Origin of the sequence: Rhizorhabdus antheiae (assembly GCF_049889055.1) — a bacterium.
Classification (GTDB): domain Bacteria; phylum Pseudomonadota; class Alphaproteobacteria; order Sphingomonadales; family Sphingomonadaceae; genus Rhizorhabdus.
The window spans coordinates 286,272-298,377 of sequence record NZ_JBLTWO010000005.1; the positions used below are offsets into that span (position 1 = coordinate 286,272).

Consider the following 12,106-nt stretch of genomic DNA (forward strand, 5'->3'; position numbering starts at 1 on the left):
TTATTCAGCCTCTTCCTGCTGCTCGCGCACGACGACCCGGAGGCGCGCGAACGGCTTGATGATGCGGGTCGACTTGCCGCGACCGCGCGTGGCGAAGCGCTTCATGACGATCGACTTGCCGACCGAGGCTTCCTTCACGACGAGCGCGTCGACGTCGAGGTTGTGGTTGTTCTCGGCGTTCGCGATGGCGCTCTGCAGCACCTTGCGGACGTCGACCGCCATGGCCTTCTTCGAGAAGGCCAGGATGTTGAGCGCGTCACCGGCCGACTTGCCGCGGATGAGACCGGCGACGAGGTTCAGCTTGTACGGGCTGCCGCGAACGGTGGTGGCGACCGCAAGGGCCTCCTTCTCACCGACGCGACGCGGAGCTGCGGGCTTCGACATCAGCGCTTACCCTTCTTGTCAGCGTGGCCGGGGAAGTAGCGCGTCGGCGCGAACTCGCCCAGCTTGTGACCAACCATTTCCTCGGAAACCGAGACCGGCACGAACTTGCGGCCGTTATAGACGTTGAACGTCAGACCAACGAACTGCGGCAAGATGGTCGAGCGACGCGACCAGGTCTTGATCGGAGCGCGCGCGCCACCGTCCTGAGCGGCCTCCGCCTTCCGGAGAAGGTGAAGATCGACGAACGGACCTTTCCAGACGGAACGGGCCATGGATTACCTCTTCTTCTTCGCGTGGCGCGAACGGATGATGAACTTGTCGGTCGCCTTGTTGTGGCGGGTCCGCGCACCCTTGGTGGGCTTACCCCACGGGGTGACCGGGTGACGACCACCCGAAGTGCGGCCTTCACCACCACCGTGCGGGTGGTCGACCGGGTTCTTCGCGACGCCGCGGGTCAGCGGACGCTTGCCCAGCCAGCGGTTGCGACCGGCCTTGGCCAGGTTCTGGTTGGCGTTGTCCGGGTTCGACACGGCACCGACGGTGCACATGCAATCCGAACGGATGTAGCGCTGCTCGCCCGAGTTGAGGCGAACCATCACCATGCCCTTGTCGCGACCGACGATCTGCACATAGGTGCCGGCGGCGCGAGCGATCTGACCGCCCTTGCCCGGCTTCATCTCCACATTGTGGACGATGGTGCCGACCGGAGCCTGGCCGATTTCCATCGCATTGCCCGGCTTGGTGTCGGTCTTCTTGGCAGCGACGATGACGTCGCCGGCCGCCAGACGCTGGGGCGCGAGGATGTAAGCGAGCTCACCGTCCTCATATTTGACGAGGGCGATGAAAGCCGAGCGGTTCGGATCATATTCCAGGCGCTCGACGGTCGCGGGCTGGTCCCACTTCCGACGCTTGAAATCGATGATGCGATACTTCTGCTTGTGACCGCCGGCGATGCCACGCGCGGTCGCATGGCCCATGTTGTTGCGGCCGCCCGACTTGCGCTTGCCTTCGGTCAGAGCCTTGACGGGCTTGCCCTTGTGCAGCGACGACTTGTCGACGAGGATCAGGCCGCGGCGGGCCGGGCTCGTCGGGTTGTAATGCTTCAGCGCCATGGCGTCAGATTCCCGTCGTCACGTCGATGGACTGGCCTTCGGCCAGCGTCACGATCGCCTTCTTCACGTCGGAGCGCTTGTAGGGAGCACCCTTCCAGCGCTTCGTCTTGCCCTTTGCGACGATCGTGTTCACGCCGGTAACCTTGACGTTGAACAGCGCTTCGACAGCAGCCTTGATCTCCGGCTTGGTCGCATCGTTTGCGACCTGGAAGACCACGGCGTTGTGCTCGGAAAGCAGCGTCGTCTTTTCGGTGATGTGGGGCTTGCGCACCACATCATAATGGCGGTTGTCCACCAGGGTTTCGTTCTTAGCCATTGAAGCGCGCCTCCAGCTTCTCGACAGCGGCGCGGGTCAGCACCAACGTCTCATGCTTCAGAATGTCATAGACGTTCGCGCCGATCGCCGGCAGCACGTTGACCGAACGGATGTTCGAAGCCGCGAGCTGGAAGCCGTTGTCGACCGCGTCGCCGTCGATGACCAGGGCGGTGTTGCCGAAGCCCAGCTTGCCGATCTTCTCGATCAGCGCCTTGGTCTTCGCATCCTTGAGCTCGAGCGTGTCGAGCACGAGGAGCTTGCCGTCCTTGGCCTTGCTCGAAAGCGCCATCTTCAGACCGAGCGCACGAACCTTCTTGTTCAGGCTGCTCTCGAAGACGCGGGCACGGGGACCATGCGCCTTGCCGCCGCCGATGAAGATCGGAGCGCGGCGATCGCCGTGACGAGCCGTACCGCCGCCCTTCTGGCGACCGAACTTCTTGCCGGTGCGGGCAACGTCGCTGCGCTCACGAGCCGCACGTGCCGGAGCGCGACGGTTGTGGAGTTGCCAGGTGACGACGCGATGCAGGATGTCGGCACGCGGCTCGACGGCGAAGATCTCGTCGTTGAGCTCGATGTCGCCCGACGCGGTGGCGTCGAGGGTCTGGACCTTGACCTTCATCTATCAGCCCTCCTGGCCGTCGGTGGCTTCGGGAGCCGCGGTCTCTTCCGCAGGCGTCTCGGCAGGCGCACTGTTGCTGTTGGCGGCAGCCTTCAGGCCGGCCGGATAGGGCACGTCCTTATGGGCCGGAACCTTGACGGAGTCCTTGACGAGGAGCCAACCACCCTTCGAGCCGGGCACGGAGCCCTTCACGAAGAGCAGGCCACGCTCGGCGTCGGTCTGCACGATTTCGAGGTTCTGCTGGGTCCGCTGCTTGTCACCCATGTGACCGGCCATCTTCTTGTTCTTGAAGACCTTGCCCGGATCCTGACGCTGACCGGTCGAGCCGAGCGAGCGGTGCGAGACCGACACGCCGTGCGTCGCACGCAGACCACCGAAACCCCAGCGCTTCATGCCGCCGGCGAAACCCTTACCCTGGGTCTTGCCGGAAATGTCGACGAACTGACCCGCGACGAAATGGTCGGCCGAAATCTCGGCACCAACGTCCAGCAGACCATCTTCCGACACGCGGAACTCAGCGAGGATCGCCTTCGGCTCCACTTCGGCCTTGCCGAAATGGCCGCGCTCCGGCTTCGAGAGATTCTTCGGCTTCGCAGAACCGGCGCCAAGCTGCACCGCGACATAACCGTCACGGTCCATCTCGCGGCGAGCGACAACCTGAACATTTTCCAGTGCCAGGACGGTTACCGGAACGTGCCGGCCATCTTCCTGGAACAGGCGGGTCATACCCATCTTCTTAGCGATCACGCCTGTGCGCATGATCCGTTCCTTCCACAACAGAGGCTCGCGTTAGCGGCGAGCGTGCCAACGAAAAAAGCCCCGGCGTCTACCGGAGCCCCCAGCCCAAATCAGACACAGCCCCCGCCAGGGCCAGAGTTCCGCATTGCTGCGAATGGCGGGGACTCGGACACCGGATCCTGAAGATCGCGGTCGGTATCCCTGTCAGTTCGTCATCCGCGCCGCGTGGCCGGAAAAACGAGAAGCGCGGGAGCGATTCGACTCCCGCGCGCTGCAGGCCCTTTAGGCCAGTTTGATCTCGACATCAACACCTGCCGCGAGGTCGAGCTTCATAAGCGCATCGACGGTCTGCGGGGTCGGCTGGACGATGTCCAGAAGACGCTTGTAGGTGCGCACCTCGAACTGCTCACGCGACTTCTTGTCGATGTGAGGACCGCGGTTCACGGTGAACTTCTCGATGCGGGTGGGCAACGGGATCGGGCCACGGATGAGCGCGCCGGTACGGCGGGCGGTGTCTGCGATGTCGCCAGTGGCCTGATCGAGCACACGATGATCGAAAGCCTTGAGGCGAATACGGATATTCTGCGTTTCCATGTCCTGCACCGATGCGAAAGAGCCGTGCGGCAAAAGCGCCGCCTTCTAACCTATGACAAAAGCGAACCGGCCGACCCCCGAGGGGGCCGGCCGGCCCGTTTCGACTGCGTCTATATTACTTCGAGATCGAGCTGACAACCCCGGCGCCGACGGTGCGGCCGCCTTCACGGATCGAGAAGCGAAGACCTTCTTCCATCGCGATCGGAGCAATGAGCTTGACGCCGAGCTTCACGTTGTCGCCGGGCATGACCATCTCGGTGCCCTCGGGCAGTTCGACGGTGCCGGTGACGTCCGTGGTGCGGAAGTAGAACTGCGGGCGGTAGTTGGCGAAGAACGGCGTGTGACGGCCACCCTCTTCCTTCGACAGCACGTAGACTTCCGAGGAGAACTCGGTGTGCGGGGTGATCGAACCCGGCTTGGCCAGAACCTGACCACGCTCGACTTCTTCACGGCCGACGCCACGGAGCAGCGCGCCGATGTTGTCGCCGGCCTGGCCGCTGTCGAGCAGCTTGCGGAACATCTCGACGCCCGTGACGGTGGTCTTGCGGGTGTCCTTGATGCCGACGATCTCGACTTCCTCGCCGACCTTGACCATGCCGGTCTCGACGCGGCCCGTGACGACGGTGCCACGACCCGAGATCGAGAACACGTCTTCGATCGGCATCAGGAACGGACGGTCGAGCGGACGCTCCGGCTGCGGGATATATTCGTCGACGGCGCGCATCAGCTCGAGCACGGCGTCATGGCCGATCTCGGGCTTCTTGCCTTCGAGAGCGCAGAGAGCCGAACCCTTGATGACGGGGATGTCGTCGCCCGGGAACTCGTAGGACGAGAGCAGCTCGCGAACCTCGAGCTCGACGAGCTCCAGGATCTCTTCGTCGTCGACCATGTCGACCTTGTTCATGAACACGACGAGCGCAGGAACGCCGACCTGACGGGCGAGCAGGATGTGCTCGCGGGTCTGCGGCATCGGACCGTCGGTGGCCGAGACGACGAGGATGCCGCCGTCCATCTGAGCGGCGCCGGTGATCATGTTCTTCACATAGTCGGCGTGGCCCGGGCAATCGACGTGCGCATAGTGGCGCGCGGCGGTCTCATACTCGACGTGCGCGGTCGAGATGGTGATGCCACGCTCGCGCTCTTCCGGAGCCTTGTCGATGTTGGCGTAGTCGACGAAGGTCGCGCCGCCGGTCTCGGCGAGGACCTTGGTGATGGCTGCCGTGAGCGACGTCTTGCCGTGGTCGACGTGGCCGATGGTGCCGATATTGCAGTGCGGCTTGTTCCGCTCAAACTTAGCCTTAGCCATTTTTTGCCTCTTCTCTTCGAATCAATTGCTGGACGCGCCGCCCGATGCGGACGCGCCCATAACCACAAATTTCGGATTATGCCAGCTTTGCCTTGACTTCCTCGGCAACGTTGGCGGGCACTTCGTCATAATGCGAGAACTGCATCGTGTACTGCGCGCGGCCCTGGGTGAACGAGCGCAGCTGGTTCACATAGCCGAACATATTCGCGAGCGGCACCATCGCCTCGACGACCTGTGCGTTACCGCGGCTGTCGGTGCCCTGGATCTGGCCGCGACGGCTGTTCATGTCGCCGATGACGTCGCCCAGATAATCTTCCGGGGTCACGACTTCGACCTTCATGATCGGCTCGAGGATGGTGATGCCGGCCTTCTGGGCCGCCTCACGCATCGCACCACGACCCGCGATTTCGAAGGCCAGAGCCGACGAGTCGACGTCGTGATACTTACCGTCGACCAGGTGAACCTCGACGTCGACGATCGGGAAGCCGATCAGCGAACCGCCCTCGGACGTCTCGCGCATGCCCTTCTCGACGGCTGGGATATATTCGCGCGGGATATTGCCGCCCTTGATCTCGTCCTTGAAGACGAAACCGGTGCCGCGCTCGCCCGGCTTGACCTGAACCTTGACCTCGCCGAACTGGCCCGAACCACCCGACTGCTTCTTGTGGGTGTAGATCAGTTCGACAGGCTTCTTCAGATATTCGCGATAAGCGACCTGCGGAGCACCGACATTCGCTTCGACCTTGAACTCGCGACGCATGCGGTCGACGAGGATCTCGAGGTGAAGCTCGCCCATGCCCTTGATGATCGTCTGGCCCGACTCATGGTCGGTCGAAACGCGGAACGAGGGATCCTCGGCTGCCAGGCGATTCAGGGCGATGCCCATCTTTTCCTGGTCGGCCTTGGTCTTCGGCTCGACCGACAGCTCGATGACGGGGTCCGGGAACTCCATGCGCTCGAGGATGATCGGCGCGCTCGGCGAACACAGCGTGTCGCCGGTCGTGGTCTCCTTGAGGCCCGCCAGAGCGACGATGTCGCCTGCATAGGCCTCATCGATGTCCTCGCGGCTGTTCGCATGCATCAGCAGCATGCGGCCGATCTTTTCCTTCTTGTCCTTCACGCTGTTCAGGAAGGTGCCCTTTTCGAGCTTGCCCGAATAGATGCGCGCGAAGGTGAGCGAGCCGACGAACGGGTCGTTCATGATCTTGAAGGCCAGCGCCGACATCGGTGCGCTGTCGTCCGCCGGACGCGAGTCCGGGGTCTCGCCGTCGAGCTTGACGCCCTGCACGTCGGGAATGTCGAGCGGGCTCGGCAGATAGTCGACAACCGCATCGAGGAGCGGCTGAACGCCCTTGTTCTTGAATGCAGAGCCGCAGAGGACCGGGACGAACGAGAAATTCAGCGTGCCCTTGCGGATCAGGCTCTTGAGCTTGGCCGCATCCGGCTCGGTGCCCTCGAGATAGGCCTCCATCGCCTCGTCGTCCTGCTCGACCGCAATCTCGATCAGCTCGGCGCGGGCGACGGCAGCGGCGTCCTTCATGTCCTCGGGGATGTCGACGACCTCGAACTTCGCACCCAGGCTCTCTTCGAGCCAGATGATGGCGTTGTTGTTGACCAGGTCGACCAGACCCTTGAACTGGCTTTCCAGCCCGATCGGCAGATACAGGACGGCCACGCGCGCACCGAGACGATCCTTGATCATGTCGACGCACATGTTGAAATTGGCGCCGGTGCGGTCGAGCTTGTTGACGAAGCACATCCGGGGGACCTTGTACTTCTCGGCCTGACGCCAGACAGTCTCGGACTGCGGCTCGACGCCGGCAACGCCGTCGAAGCAGGCGACCGCACCGTCGAGCACACGCAGCGAACGCTCTACTTCGATGGTGAAGTCGACGTGGCCAGGCGTATCGATGATGTTGATCCGGTGATCGTTCCAGAAGCAGGTCGTCGCGGCGGACGTGATCGTGATCCCGCGCTCCTGCTCCTGCTCCATCCAGTCCATGGTGGCGGTGCCTTCATGGACTTCGCCGATCTTGTACGACTTGCCGGTGTAATAAAGGATACGCTCGGTCGTGGTCGTCTTGCCGGCATCGATGTGCGCCATGATGCCGATGTTACGATATTTGGCGAGCGGGTGGCTGCGGGCCATGATCTGAAAACTCCGATGTCGGGGTGGGGAGCGGTCTCCCCTACCCCGACGATATGGACAGGATTGTTACCAGCGGTAGTGGCTGAAGGCGCGGTTCGCCTCGGCCATGCGGTGCGTGTCCTCACGCTTCTTGACCGCATTGCCACGGTTGTTCGCCGCATCCATCAGCTCGCCCGACAGACGGCCGGCCATGGTGTGCTCCGAACGCGAGCGAGCCGCGTTGATCAGCCAACGGATGGCCAGAGCCTGCGAACGCTCCGGACGGACTTCGACGGGAACCTGATAGGTCGCACCACCGACGCGGCGGCTGCGCACCTCGATGCCCGGCTTCACATTGTTGAGGGCGTCATGAAACACGCCGAGCGGCTCGCGCTTGGCGCGGGTCTCGATGGTTTCCAGGGCACCATAGACGATGCCTTCTGCGACGGACTTCTTGCCGTCGAGCATGACGCTGTTCATGAACTTGCTGAGCACGACATCCCCGAACTTCGGATCGGGAAGGATTTCGCGCTTTTCTGGGCGGCGACGACGAGCCATTTCGATCTACCTCTTACTTAGGACGCTTGGCGCCGTACTTCGAACGGCTCTGCTTGCGATCCTTGACACCCTGCGTGTCGAGCACGCCGCGGAGAACGTGATAGCGCACACCCGGAAGGTCGCGCACACGGCCACCGCGGATCAGGACCACCGAGTGCTCCTGGAGGTTGTGGCCTTCGCCCGGAATGTAGCTGATCACTTCGCGGCTGTTGGTCAGGCGGACCTTGGCCACCTTGCGCAGCGCCGAGTTCGGCTTCTTCGGGGTCGTCGTGTAGACGCGCGTGCAAACGCCGCGCTTCTGCGGGTTCTTTTCCATCGCAGGGACCTTGGACTTGGCCTTCTGCGGTTCCCGACCCTTGCGGATCAGCTGATTGATCGTTGGCATGAAGCCCTTCACCTCTAAGAGTTACTTTACCGCTGCCCGAATAGCCTTTCCCGCACCGCCCGTGAGCGGTAACGCGGAAATGCACGAAGACCCCGGCGGTCAAACCAGACCCCCCGGGCCATCACACGCAACGGCAATGTTCAGCTCACCCGGAGTCGGCGGACCGTCTCCGAGCAAGGGCGCGCCTATAGAGAAGGAGTCGGATCGGGTCAACCGCCGCAACCGGGGCCTGCACCGGCCTCGCTCGAGCAGTCAGAATGCAAGGGCAGAGAGCTCACTCCGCGCCAGACGTCTTAAAGATCGGCGCCCGCCGTCTCGGCGTCAACCCAGGCGGCATAGCCCGCAGACGCTGCCTCGACCCGGAGGACAACAAACTCGGGAAGGTCATAGCTGTGGAGCGCGGCGATCCTGTCTCGCACGGCATCGGCCAATGCTTCGCGCGTCTTGATCTGCAGGGTCCACTCCTCGGCGCGCTCGATGCGGCCCGCCCAGCGATAGACGCTGTGCGCGGCATGGATCTGGACGCAGGCGGCGAGCCGCTCCTCGACCAGCGCGCTGGCAATCCGATCGGCTTCTTCGAGTGTCGAACAGCTCGTCATCGCCAGGATCATAAAGGCCTCCACTCTAAGCCCGCCAGCGAGTTGCACGCACTGGCGGCGCTCCGGCCTCACCCTTCGGCAAGGGTCGTTTTGCGCTTGTCAAGGGATCAAATGGCACTGGGTGACGTTTTCTTCGTCATACAGCCCGGGAGGTCCGCCATGTCGATCATCGACACCACGAAACCCAAGATTGCCGCTGCGGCTTCGACAGCCCTTCTGCCCCGCCCGCACCACCGCTTCCAGCCGCTTCGCCTTCTTGCAGCGCTTCCGCTGGTTGCGGTGACAGCTTTGTGCTTCGACGGCGTGGCCCCTGCCGGCACCACAACGGAGGCAGCCTTGCCTGCGGTTGCGAGCGAAGCGGCTTCAGATGCACGGTGGTCGCAGAGCGACCTTAAGGAGCTGCTCAAAATCATCGACGCCAGCGCGAAAGAGGGGCTCGACCCGACCGCCTATGCCGTCGCGCCGCTTCGTCAGGCGGCCGAAGATGGCGGGAGCGGCCCCGGCATCGATGCTCTGGCCCACGGTGTCGCGCTTGCGCTGGCCAACGACTTTGCCAACGGGGCGATAGACGACAAGGCGCGCTTCGACTGGAAAATGCCGGCGCCGATGAGTGCGGCGGACATATCGACGGGTCTCGACAGTGCGCTGGCAGCGCACCGGGTAGACAAATGGCTGACCAGCCTGCTGCCGAAGGACGAACGCTATGCGGCGCTGAAGGTGGCTTATGCCAAGGCGGTCGAGCCCGGCGAACGTGCCGAGATCAGGGCCAATCTGGAGCGATGGCGCTGGATGCCGCGCGATCTCGGCCAGGACTATCTTTATGTGAATATCCCCTCCTATCGGCTCAGCGTCATAGCCGATGGTGTCGAGCGGGCCAGCTATAACGTGGTGGTCGGCTCGCCCCGCACGCCGACGCCGCAACTTGCACTTCATGCCCAGTCGATCGTCGCCAACCCCGGCTGGAGCGTACCCAGGAGCATATCGAGCAAGGGCATGCCGAAGGGCCGCGGGTTCGAATGGAAGAGCTATGGCGGAAACCGCATGCTGTGGCAGGCGCCCGGGCCGACGAATGCGCTCGGCCGGATAAAGATCGACATGCCCAATCCCGATGCCATCTATCTGCACGACACGCCTAACCACAGCGTGTTCCGCCGCGAGCACCGGGCGTTGAGCCATGGCTGCGTCCGCGTCGAGAATATCGAGGGCCTCGCCGCTCTTTTGCATGACGAGATGCAGCTAAACGATGCACTGGCCGATCAGTCGACGACCAGGGTGTTCCAGCTTCAGCGGAGCATCCCCGTCTATCTGACCTATTTCACGCTGGAGGCTACGCCTGACGGACGCGTGACGCGGATCGGCGACCCGTACAAGCGCGATAGTGCCACGATCGCGCAATTGGGCGATGCGCCCGGACGCGCGGCGGTGATGGCGGCGCGATGAACGACAGAAGCAAGTCGATACCCATCCTTACCGCAGCGCAGCGATGAATCGTGCAAGGAAAGGGACCGGCACCGGACCGTGACGGAACAAGTGCGGTTTATGCCAATGTAAAAATTAACCTTGTCCGCTATGTATGGATCATTACGGTTGTCATAGCGGGTTGGGCACTTGCAAAATCTTTCGATTACGCCGGTCAGCCGGCGTGCACTGCTGGGTGCTGGTTTGATCGCTGGTCTGGGGATGAGTGGAGGCAATGGCCTTCTCGCTGCGCCCATTTCGTCGGGGCCGGCTCTTCGCAGCGATGTGCGCCAGCGGGCATTGGCGGCAATGAGCCGGCATATCGGACGTATCCGCTATCGCGACGTCATCGGCATTTGCGATTTCGATGCCGCGTCGTCCTCTCCGCGCTTTCATATGCTGGACGTAGCCTCGGGCAAGGTGACGAGCCTGCTCGTCGCCCATGGCCGCGGGTCCGATCCGAACCACACCGGCTGGCTGCAGCGTTTTTCCAATCAGCCCGGCTCCGCCGCCTCGTCGAGCGGCGCCTTCGTCACTGCCGAGGAATATGTCGGCAATCACGGGCGGTCGCGCCGTGTGGATGGCCTCGATCCGACCAACAGCAATGCCCGCGCACGCGCCGTCGTGATTCACGGCGCCTGGTATGCCGAGAAGACGATGATCGCCCAGCATGGCAAGCTCGGCCGCTCGGAAGGCTGCTTTGCCTTTGGTGAGTCCGATCTCGCCCTGGTGATGGAACGGCTCGGGCCGGGTCGTCTGATCTATGCGGACAAGATCGACCTTGCCTGAAATCGAGTCAGCCCGTGCTCAAAACGAGTCGAATGGCGACGCCAATGGCCGCCGCCTGCCTGTCTCGGCTTTCACTTATCGTTTAGATTCAGCCTTGTCTGGTCGGTAACGGAGGGGGCTGGATGATGCTCAAGACGATCTTCGGACAAGCCGCTGCGGCGATCGCCCTCAGTTGCACGTCCATCGCTTTGTCCGTCACGCCGGTCACTGCTGCGAGCCCACTGGGCCTGCCGCGCTTCGCAACCGTTCTCATGGATGCCGGCACCAACGAGATCCTCTATGCCGAGCAGGCGACGGCGATCCGCCATCCCGCCTCGATTACCAAGGTGATGACCCTCTATCTGGTTTTCGATGCGCTCGAAGCCGGACGGCTTCGTCCTGACGACCGGGTGGTGATTTCCTCTCATGCCGCCAGCCAACGTCCGTCGAAGCTGGGCTTGGCGCCCGGCCAGTCGCTCTCGGTAGAGGACGCGATCAAGGTCGTGGCAGTGAAGTCCGCGAACGATATCGCCGTTGCGCTGGCCGAGAGGATCGGTGGAACCGAACAGAATTTCGCCCGGCTGATGACCGCCAAGGCGCGCCAGTTGGGCATGCGGCAGACCATGTATGCCAATGCCAGCGGCTTGCCCGATCCGGCGCATTTCAGCTCGGCGCAGGACATTGCGATCCTCTCGGCCGCGATGATCCGCAACCACCCCAACTATTATGGATGCTTCGCCGAACAGAGTGTCAGCTATGGCCGGCTGCGGATGGCGAACCACAACAAGCTGCTCGGCGTGGTGCCGGGGGTCGACGGGATCAAGACCGGCTTCACCAACGACAGCGGCTTCACGCTCACCGCCTCGGCCGTTCGCAATGGGCGCCGCCTGATCGCCGTCGTGCTGGGCTCGCCCTCGGGCTGGCAGCGCGACCGCGACATCACGTCGCTGCTCAATGCGGGCTTCACCGCGCTCGAAATCCGTCGCAACGGCGGCAATGGGGATATGACCGCGCTGCTCGCCAGTTCAGGCTTCGCGCTCAACCGGAGCCTGCGCCCGATGCCGCAGATCGCCGCGCTGAACGTCGAAGAGGGCGACAGCGAGTAAAGGCGGCGCGCGCCGAAGCGCGCCGCCGCTAACTC

At 63.3% G+C, this 12,106-nt stretch carries 15 protein-coding genes; 3 read left to right on the forward strand and 12 right to left on the reverse strand.

What is annotated here, in order from left to right:
• The 12 genes from rplV to cutA all read right to left on the reverse strand — a co-directional run bounded on the left by rplV (window position 1) and on the right by cutA (window position 8,739).
• Window positions 1–384, reverse strand: coding sequence for a 50S ribosomal protein L22 (gene rplV / locus ACNI3R_RS12300; protein WP_165324464.1), 384 nt, complete (start codon window positions 382–384; stop codon window positions 1–3).
• A complete protein-coding gene (rpsS, locus tag ACNI3R_RS12305; RefSeq protein ID WP_426183657.1) occupies window positions 384–656 on the reverse strand; it encodes a 30S ribosomal protein S19 in 273 nt (90 codons plus the stop codon). Before rpsS ends, rplV begins: the two co-directional genes overlap by 1 nt.
• Before the next feature lie 3 nt (window positions 657–659).
• A complete protein-coding gene (gene rplB, locus ACNI3R_RS12310) occupies window positions 660–1,496 on the reverse strand; it encodes a 50S ribosomal protein L2 (protein ID WP_296624556.1) in 837 nt (278 codons plus the stop codon).
• 4 nt (window positions 1,497–1,500) lie between these two features.
• Window positions 1,501–1,812, reverse strand: a complete 312-nt coding sequence (locus tag ACNI3R_RS12315; RefSeq protein WP_426183659.1) for a 50S ribosomal protein L23 — start codon at window positions 1,810–1,812, stop codon at window positions 1,501–1,503.
• Entirely contained in the window at window positions 1,805–2,431 is a 627-nt protein-coding gene (gene rplD, locus ACNI3R_RS12320; RefSeq protein WP_426183661.1) for a 50S ribosomal protein L4, read from the reverse strand. Before rplD ends, ACNI3R_RS12315 begins: the two co-directional genes overlap by 8 nt.
• 3 nt (window positions 2,432–2,434) lie before the next feature.
• Window positions 2,435–3,190, reverse strand: a complete 756-nt coding sequence (gene rplC / locus ACNI3R_RS12325; RefSeq protein WP_426183663.1) for a 50S ribosomal protein L3 — start codon at window positions 3,188–3,190, stop codon at window positions 2,435–2,437.
• 261 nt (window positions 3,191–3,451) lie between these two features.
• Window positions 3,452–3,763, reverse strand: a complete 312-nt coding sequence (gene rpsJ / locus ACNI3R_RS12330; protein WP_011952197.1) for a 30S ribosomal protein S10 — start codon at window positions 3,761–3,763, stop codon at window positions 3,452–3,454.
• A gap of 115 nt (window positions 3,764–3,878) precedes the next feature.
• Complete coding sequence (gene tuf, locus ACNI3R_RS12335; RefSeq protein WP_426183666.1) at window positions 3,879–5,069, reverse strand: elongation factor Tu; 1,191 nt, start codon at window positions 5,067–5,069, stop codon at window positions 3,879–3,881.
• 76 nt (window positions 5,070–5,145) lie between these two features.
• Entirely contained in the window at window positions 5,146–7,218 is a 2,073-nt protein-coding gene (gene fusA, locus ACNI3R_RS12340) for an elongation factor G (protein WP_426183668.1), read from the reverse strand.
• 66 nt (window positions 7,219–7,284) lie between these two features.
• A complete protein-coding gene (rpsG, locus tag ACNI3R_RS12345) occupies window positions 7,285–7,755 on the reverse strand; it encodes a 30S ribosomal protein S7 (protein WP_165324456.1) in 471 nt (156 codons plus the stop codon).
• Between the two features lie 13 nt (window positions 7,756–7,768).
• Window positions 7,769–8,140: a 30S ribosomal protein S12 gene (gene rpsL / locus ACNI3R_RS12350; RefSeq protein WP_011952201.1), complete on the reverse strand. Its 372-nt coding sequence runs from the start codon at window positions 8,138–8,140 to the stop codon at window positions 7,769–7,771.
• 293 nt (window positions 8,141–8,433) lie between these two features.
• Window positions 8,434–8,739: a divalent-cation tolerance protein CutA gene (gene cutA, locus ACNI3R_RS12355; RefSeq protein ID WP_426183671.1), complete on the reverse strand. Its 306-nt coding sequence runs from the start codon at window positions 8,737–8,739 to the stop codon at window positions 8,434–8,436.
• Between the two features lie 159 nt (window positions 8,740–8,898).
• Here cutA and ACNI3R_RS12360 point away from each other — a divergent pair, with 159 nt between their 5' ends.
• The 3 genes from ACNI3R_RS12360 to ACNI3R_RS12370 all read left to right on the forward strand — a co-directional run bounded on the left by ACNI3R_RS12360 (window position 8,899) and on the right by ACNI3R_RS12370 (window position 12,071).
• On the forward strand, window positions 8,899–10,179 hold the full coding sequence (locus tag ACNI3R_RS12360; RefSeq protein WP_426183673.1) for a L,D-transpeptidase family protein: 1,281 nt from the start codon (window positions 8,899–8,901) through the stop codon (window positions 10,177–10,179).
• Between the two features lie 240 nt (window positions 10,180–10,419).
• A complete protein-coding gene (locus ACNI3R_RS12365) occupies window positions 10,420–10,986 on the forward strand; it encodes a murein L,D-transpeptidase catalytic domain family protein (protein ID WP_426183675.1) in 567 nt (188 codons plus the stop codon).
• Window positions 10,987–11,108: 122 nt separating this feature from the next.
• On the forward strand, window positions 11,109–12,071 hold the full coding sequence (locus tag ACNI3R_RS12370; protein ID WP_426183677.1) for a D-alanyl-D-alanine carboxypeptidase family protein: 963 nt from the start codon (window positions 11,109–11,111) through the stop codon (window positions 12,069–12,071).
• Window positions 12,072–12,106: the final 35 nt, after the last annotated feature.

Coding starts and splice junctions, on each gene's coding strand:
- rplV (WP_165324464.1), bottom strand. CDS start 384: ATGTCGAAGCCCGCAGCTCCGCGTCGCGTCGGTGAGAAGGAGGCCCTT.
- rpsS (WP_426183657.1), bottom strand. CDS start 656: ATGGCCCGTTCCGTCTGGAAAGGTCCGTTCGTCGATCTTCACCTTCTC.
- rplB (WP_296624556.1), bottom strand. CDS start 1,496: ATGGCGCTGAAGCATTACAACCCGACGAGCCCGGCCCGCCGCGGCCTG.
- ACNI3R_RS12315 (WP_426183659.1), bottom strand. CDS start 1,812: ATGGCTAAGAACGAAACCCTGGTGGACAACCGCCATTATGATGTGGTG.
- rplD (WP_426183661.1), bottom strand. CDS start 2,431: ATGAAGGTCAAGGTCCAGACCCTCGACGCCACCGCGTCGGGCGACATC.
- rplC (WP_426183663.1), bottom strand. CDS start 3,190: ATGCGCACAGGCGTGATCGCTAAGAAGATGGGTATGACCCGCCTGTTC.
- rpsJ (WP_011952197.1), bottom strand. CDS start 3,763: ATGGAAACGCAGAATATCCGTATTCGCCTCAAGGCTTTCGATCATCGT.
- tuf (WP_426183666.1), bottom strand. CDS start 5,069: ATGGCTAAGGCTAAGTTTGAGCGGAACAAGCCGCACTGCAATATCGGC.
- fusA (WP_426183668.1), bottom strand. CDS start 7,218: ATGGCCCGCAGCCACCCGCTCGCCAAATATCGTAACATCGGCATCATG.
- rpsG (WP_165324456.1), bottom strand. CDS start 7,755: ATGGCTCGTCGTCGCCGCCCAGAAAAGCGCGAAATCCTTCCCGATCCG.
- rpsL (WP_011952201.1), bottom strand. CDS start 8,140: ATGCCAACGATCAATCAGCTGATCCGCAAGGGTCGGGAACCGCAGAAG.
- cutA (WP_426183671.1), bottom strand. CDS start 8,739: ATGACGAGCTGTTCGACACTCGAAGAAGCCGATCGGATTGCCAGCGCG.
- ACNI3R_RS12360 (WP_426183673.1), top strand. CDS start 8,899: ATGTCGATCATCGACACCACGAAACCCAAGATTGCCGCTGCGGCTTCG.
- ACNI3R_RS12365 (WP_426183675.1), top strand. CDS start 10,420: ATGAGTGGAGGCAATGGCCTTCTCGCTGCGCCCATTTCGTCGGGGCCG.
- ACNI3R_RS12370 (WP_426183677.1), top strand. CDS start 11,109: ATGATGCTCAAGACGATCTTCGGACAAGCCGCTGCGGCGATCGCCCTC.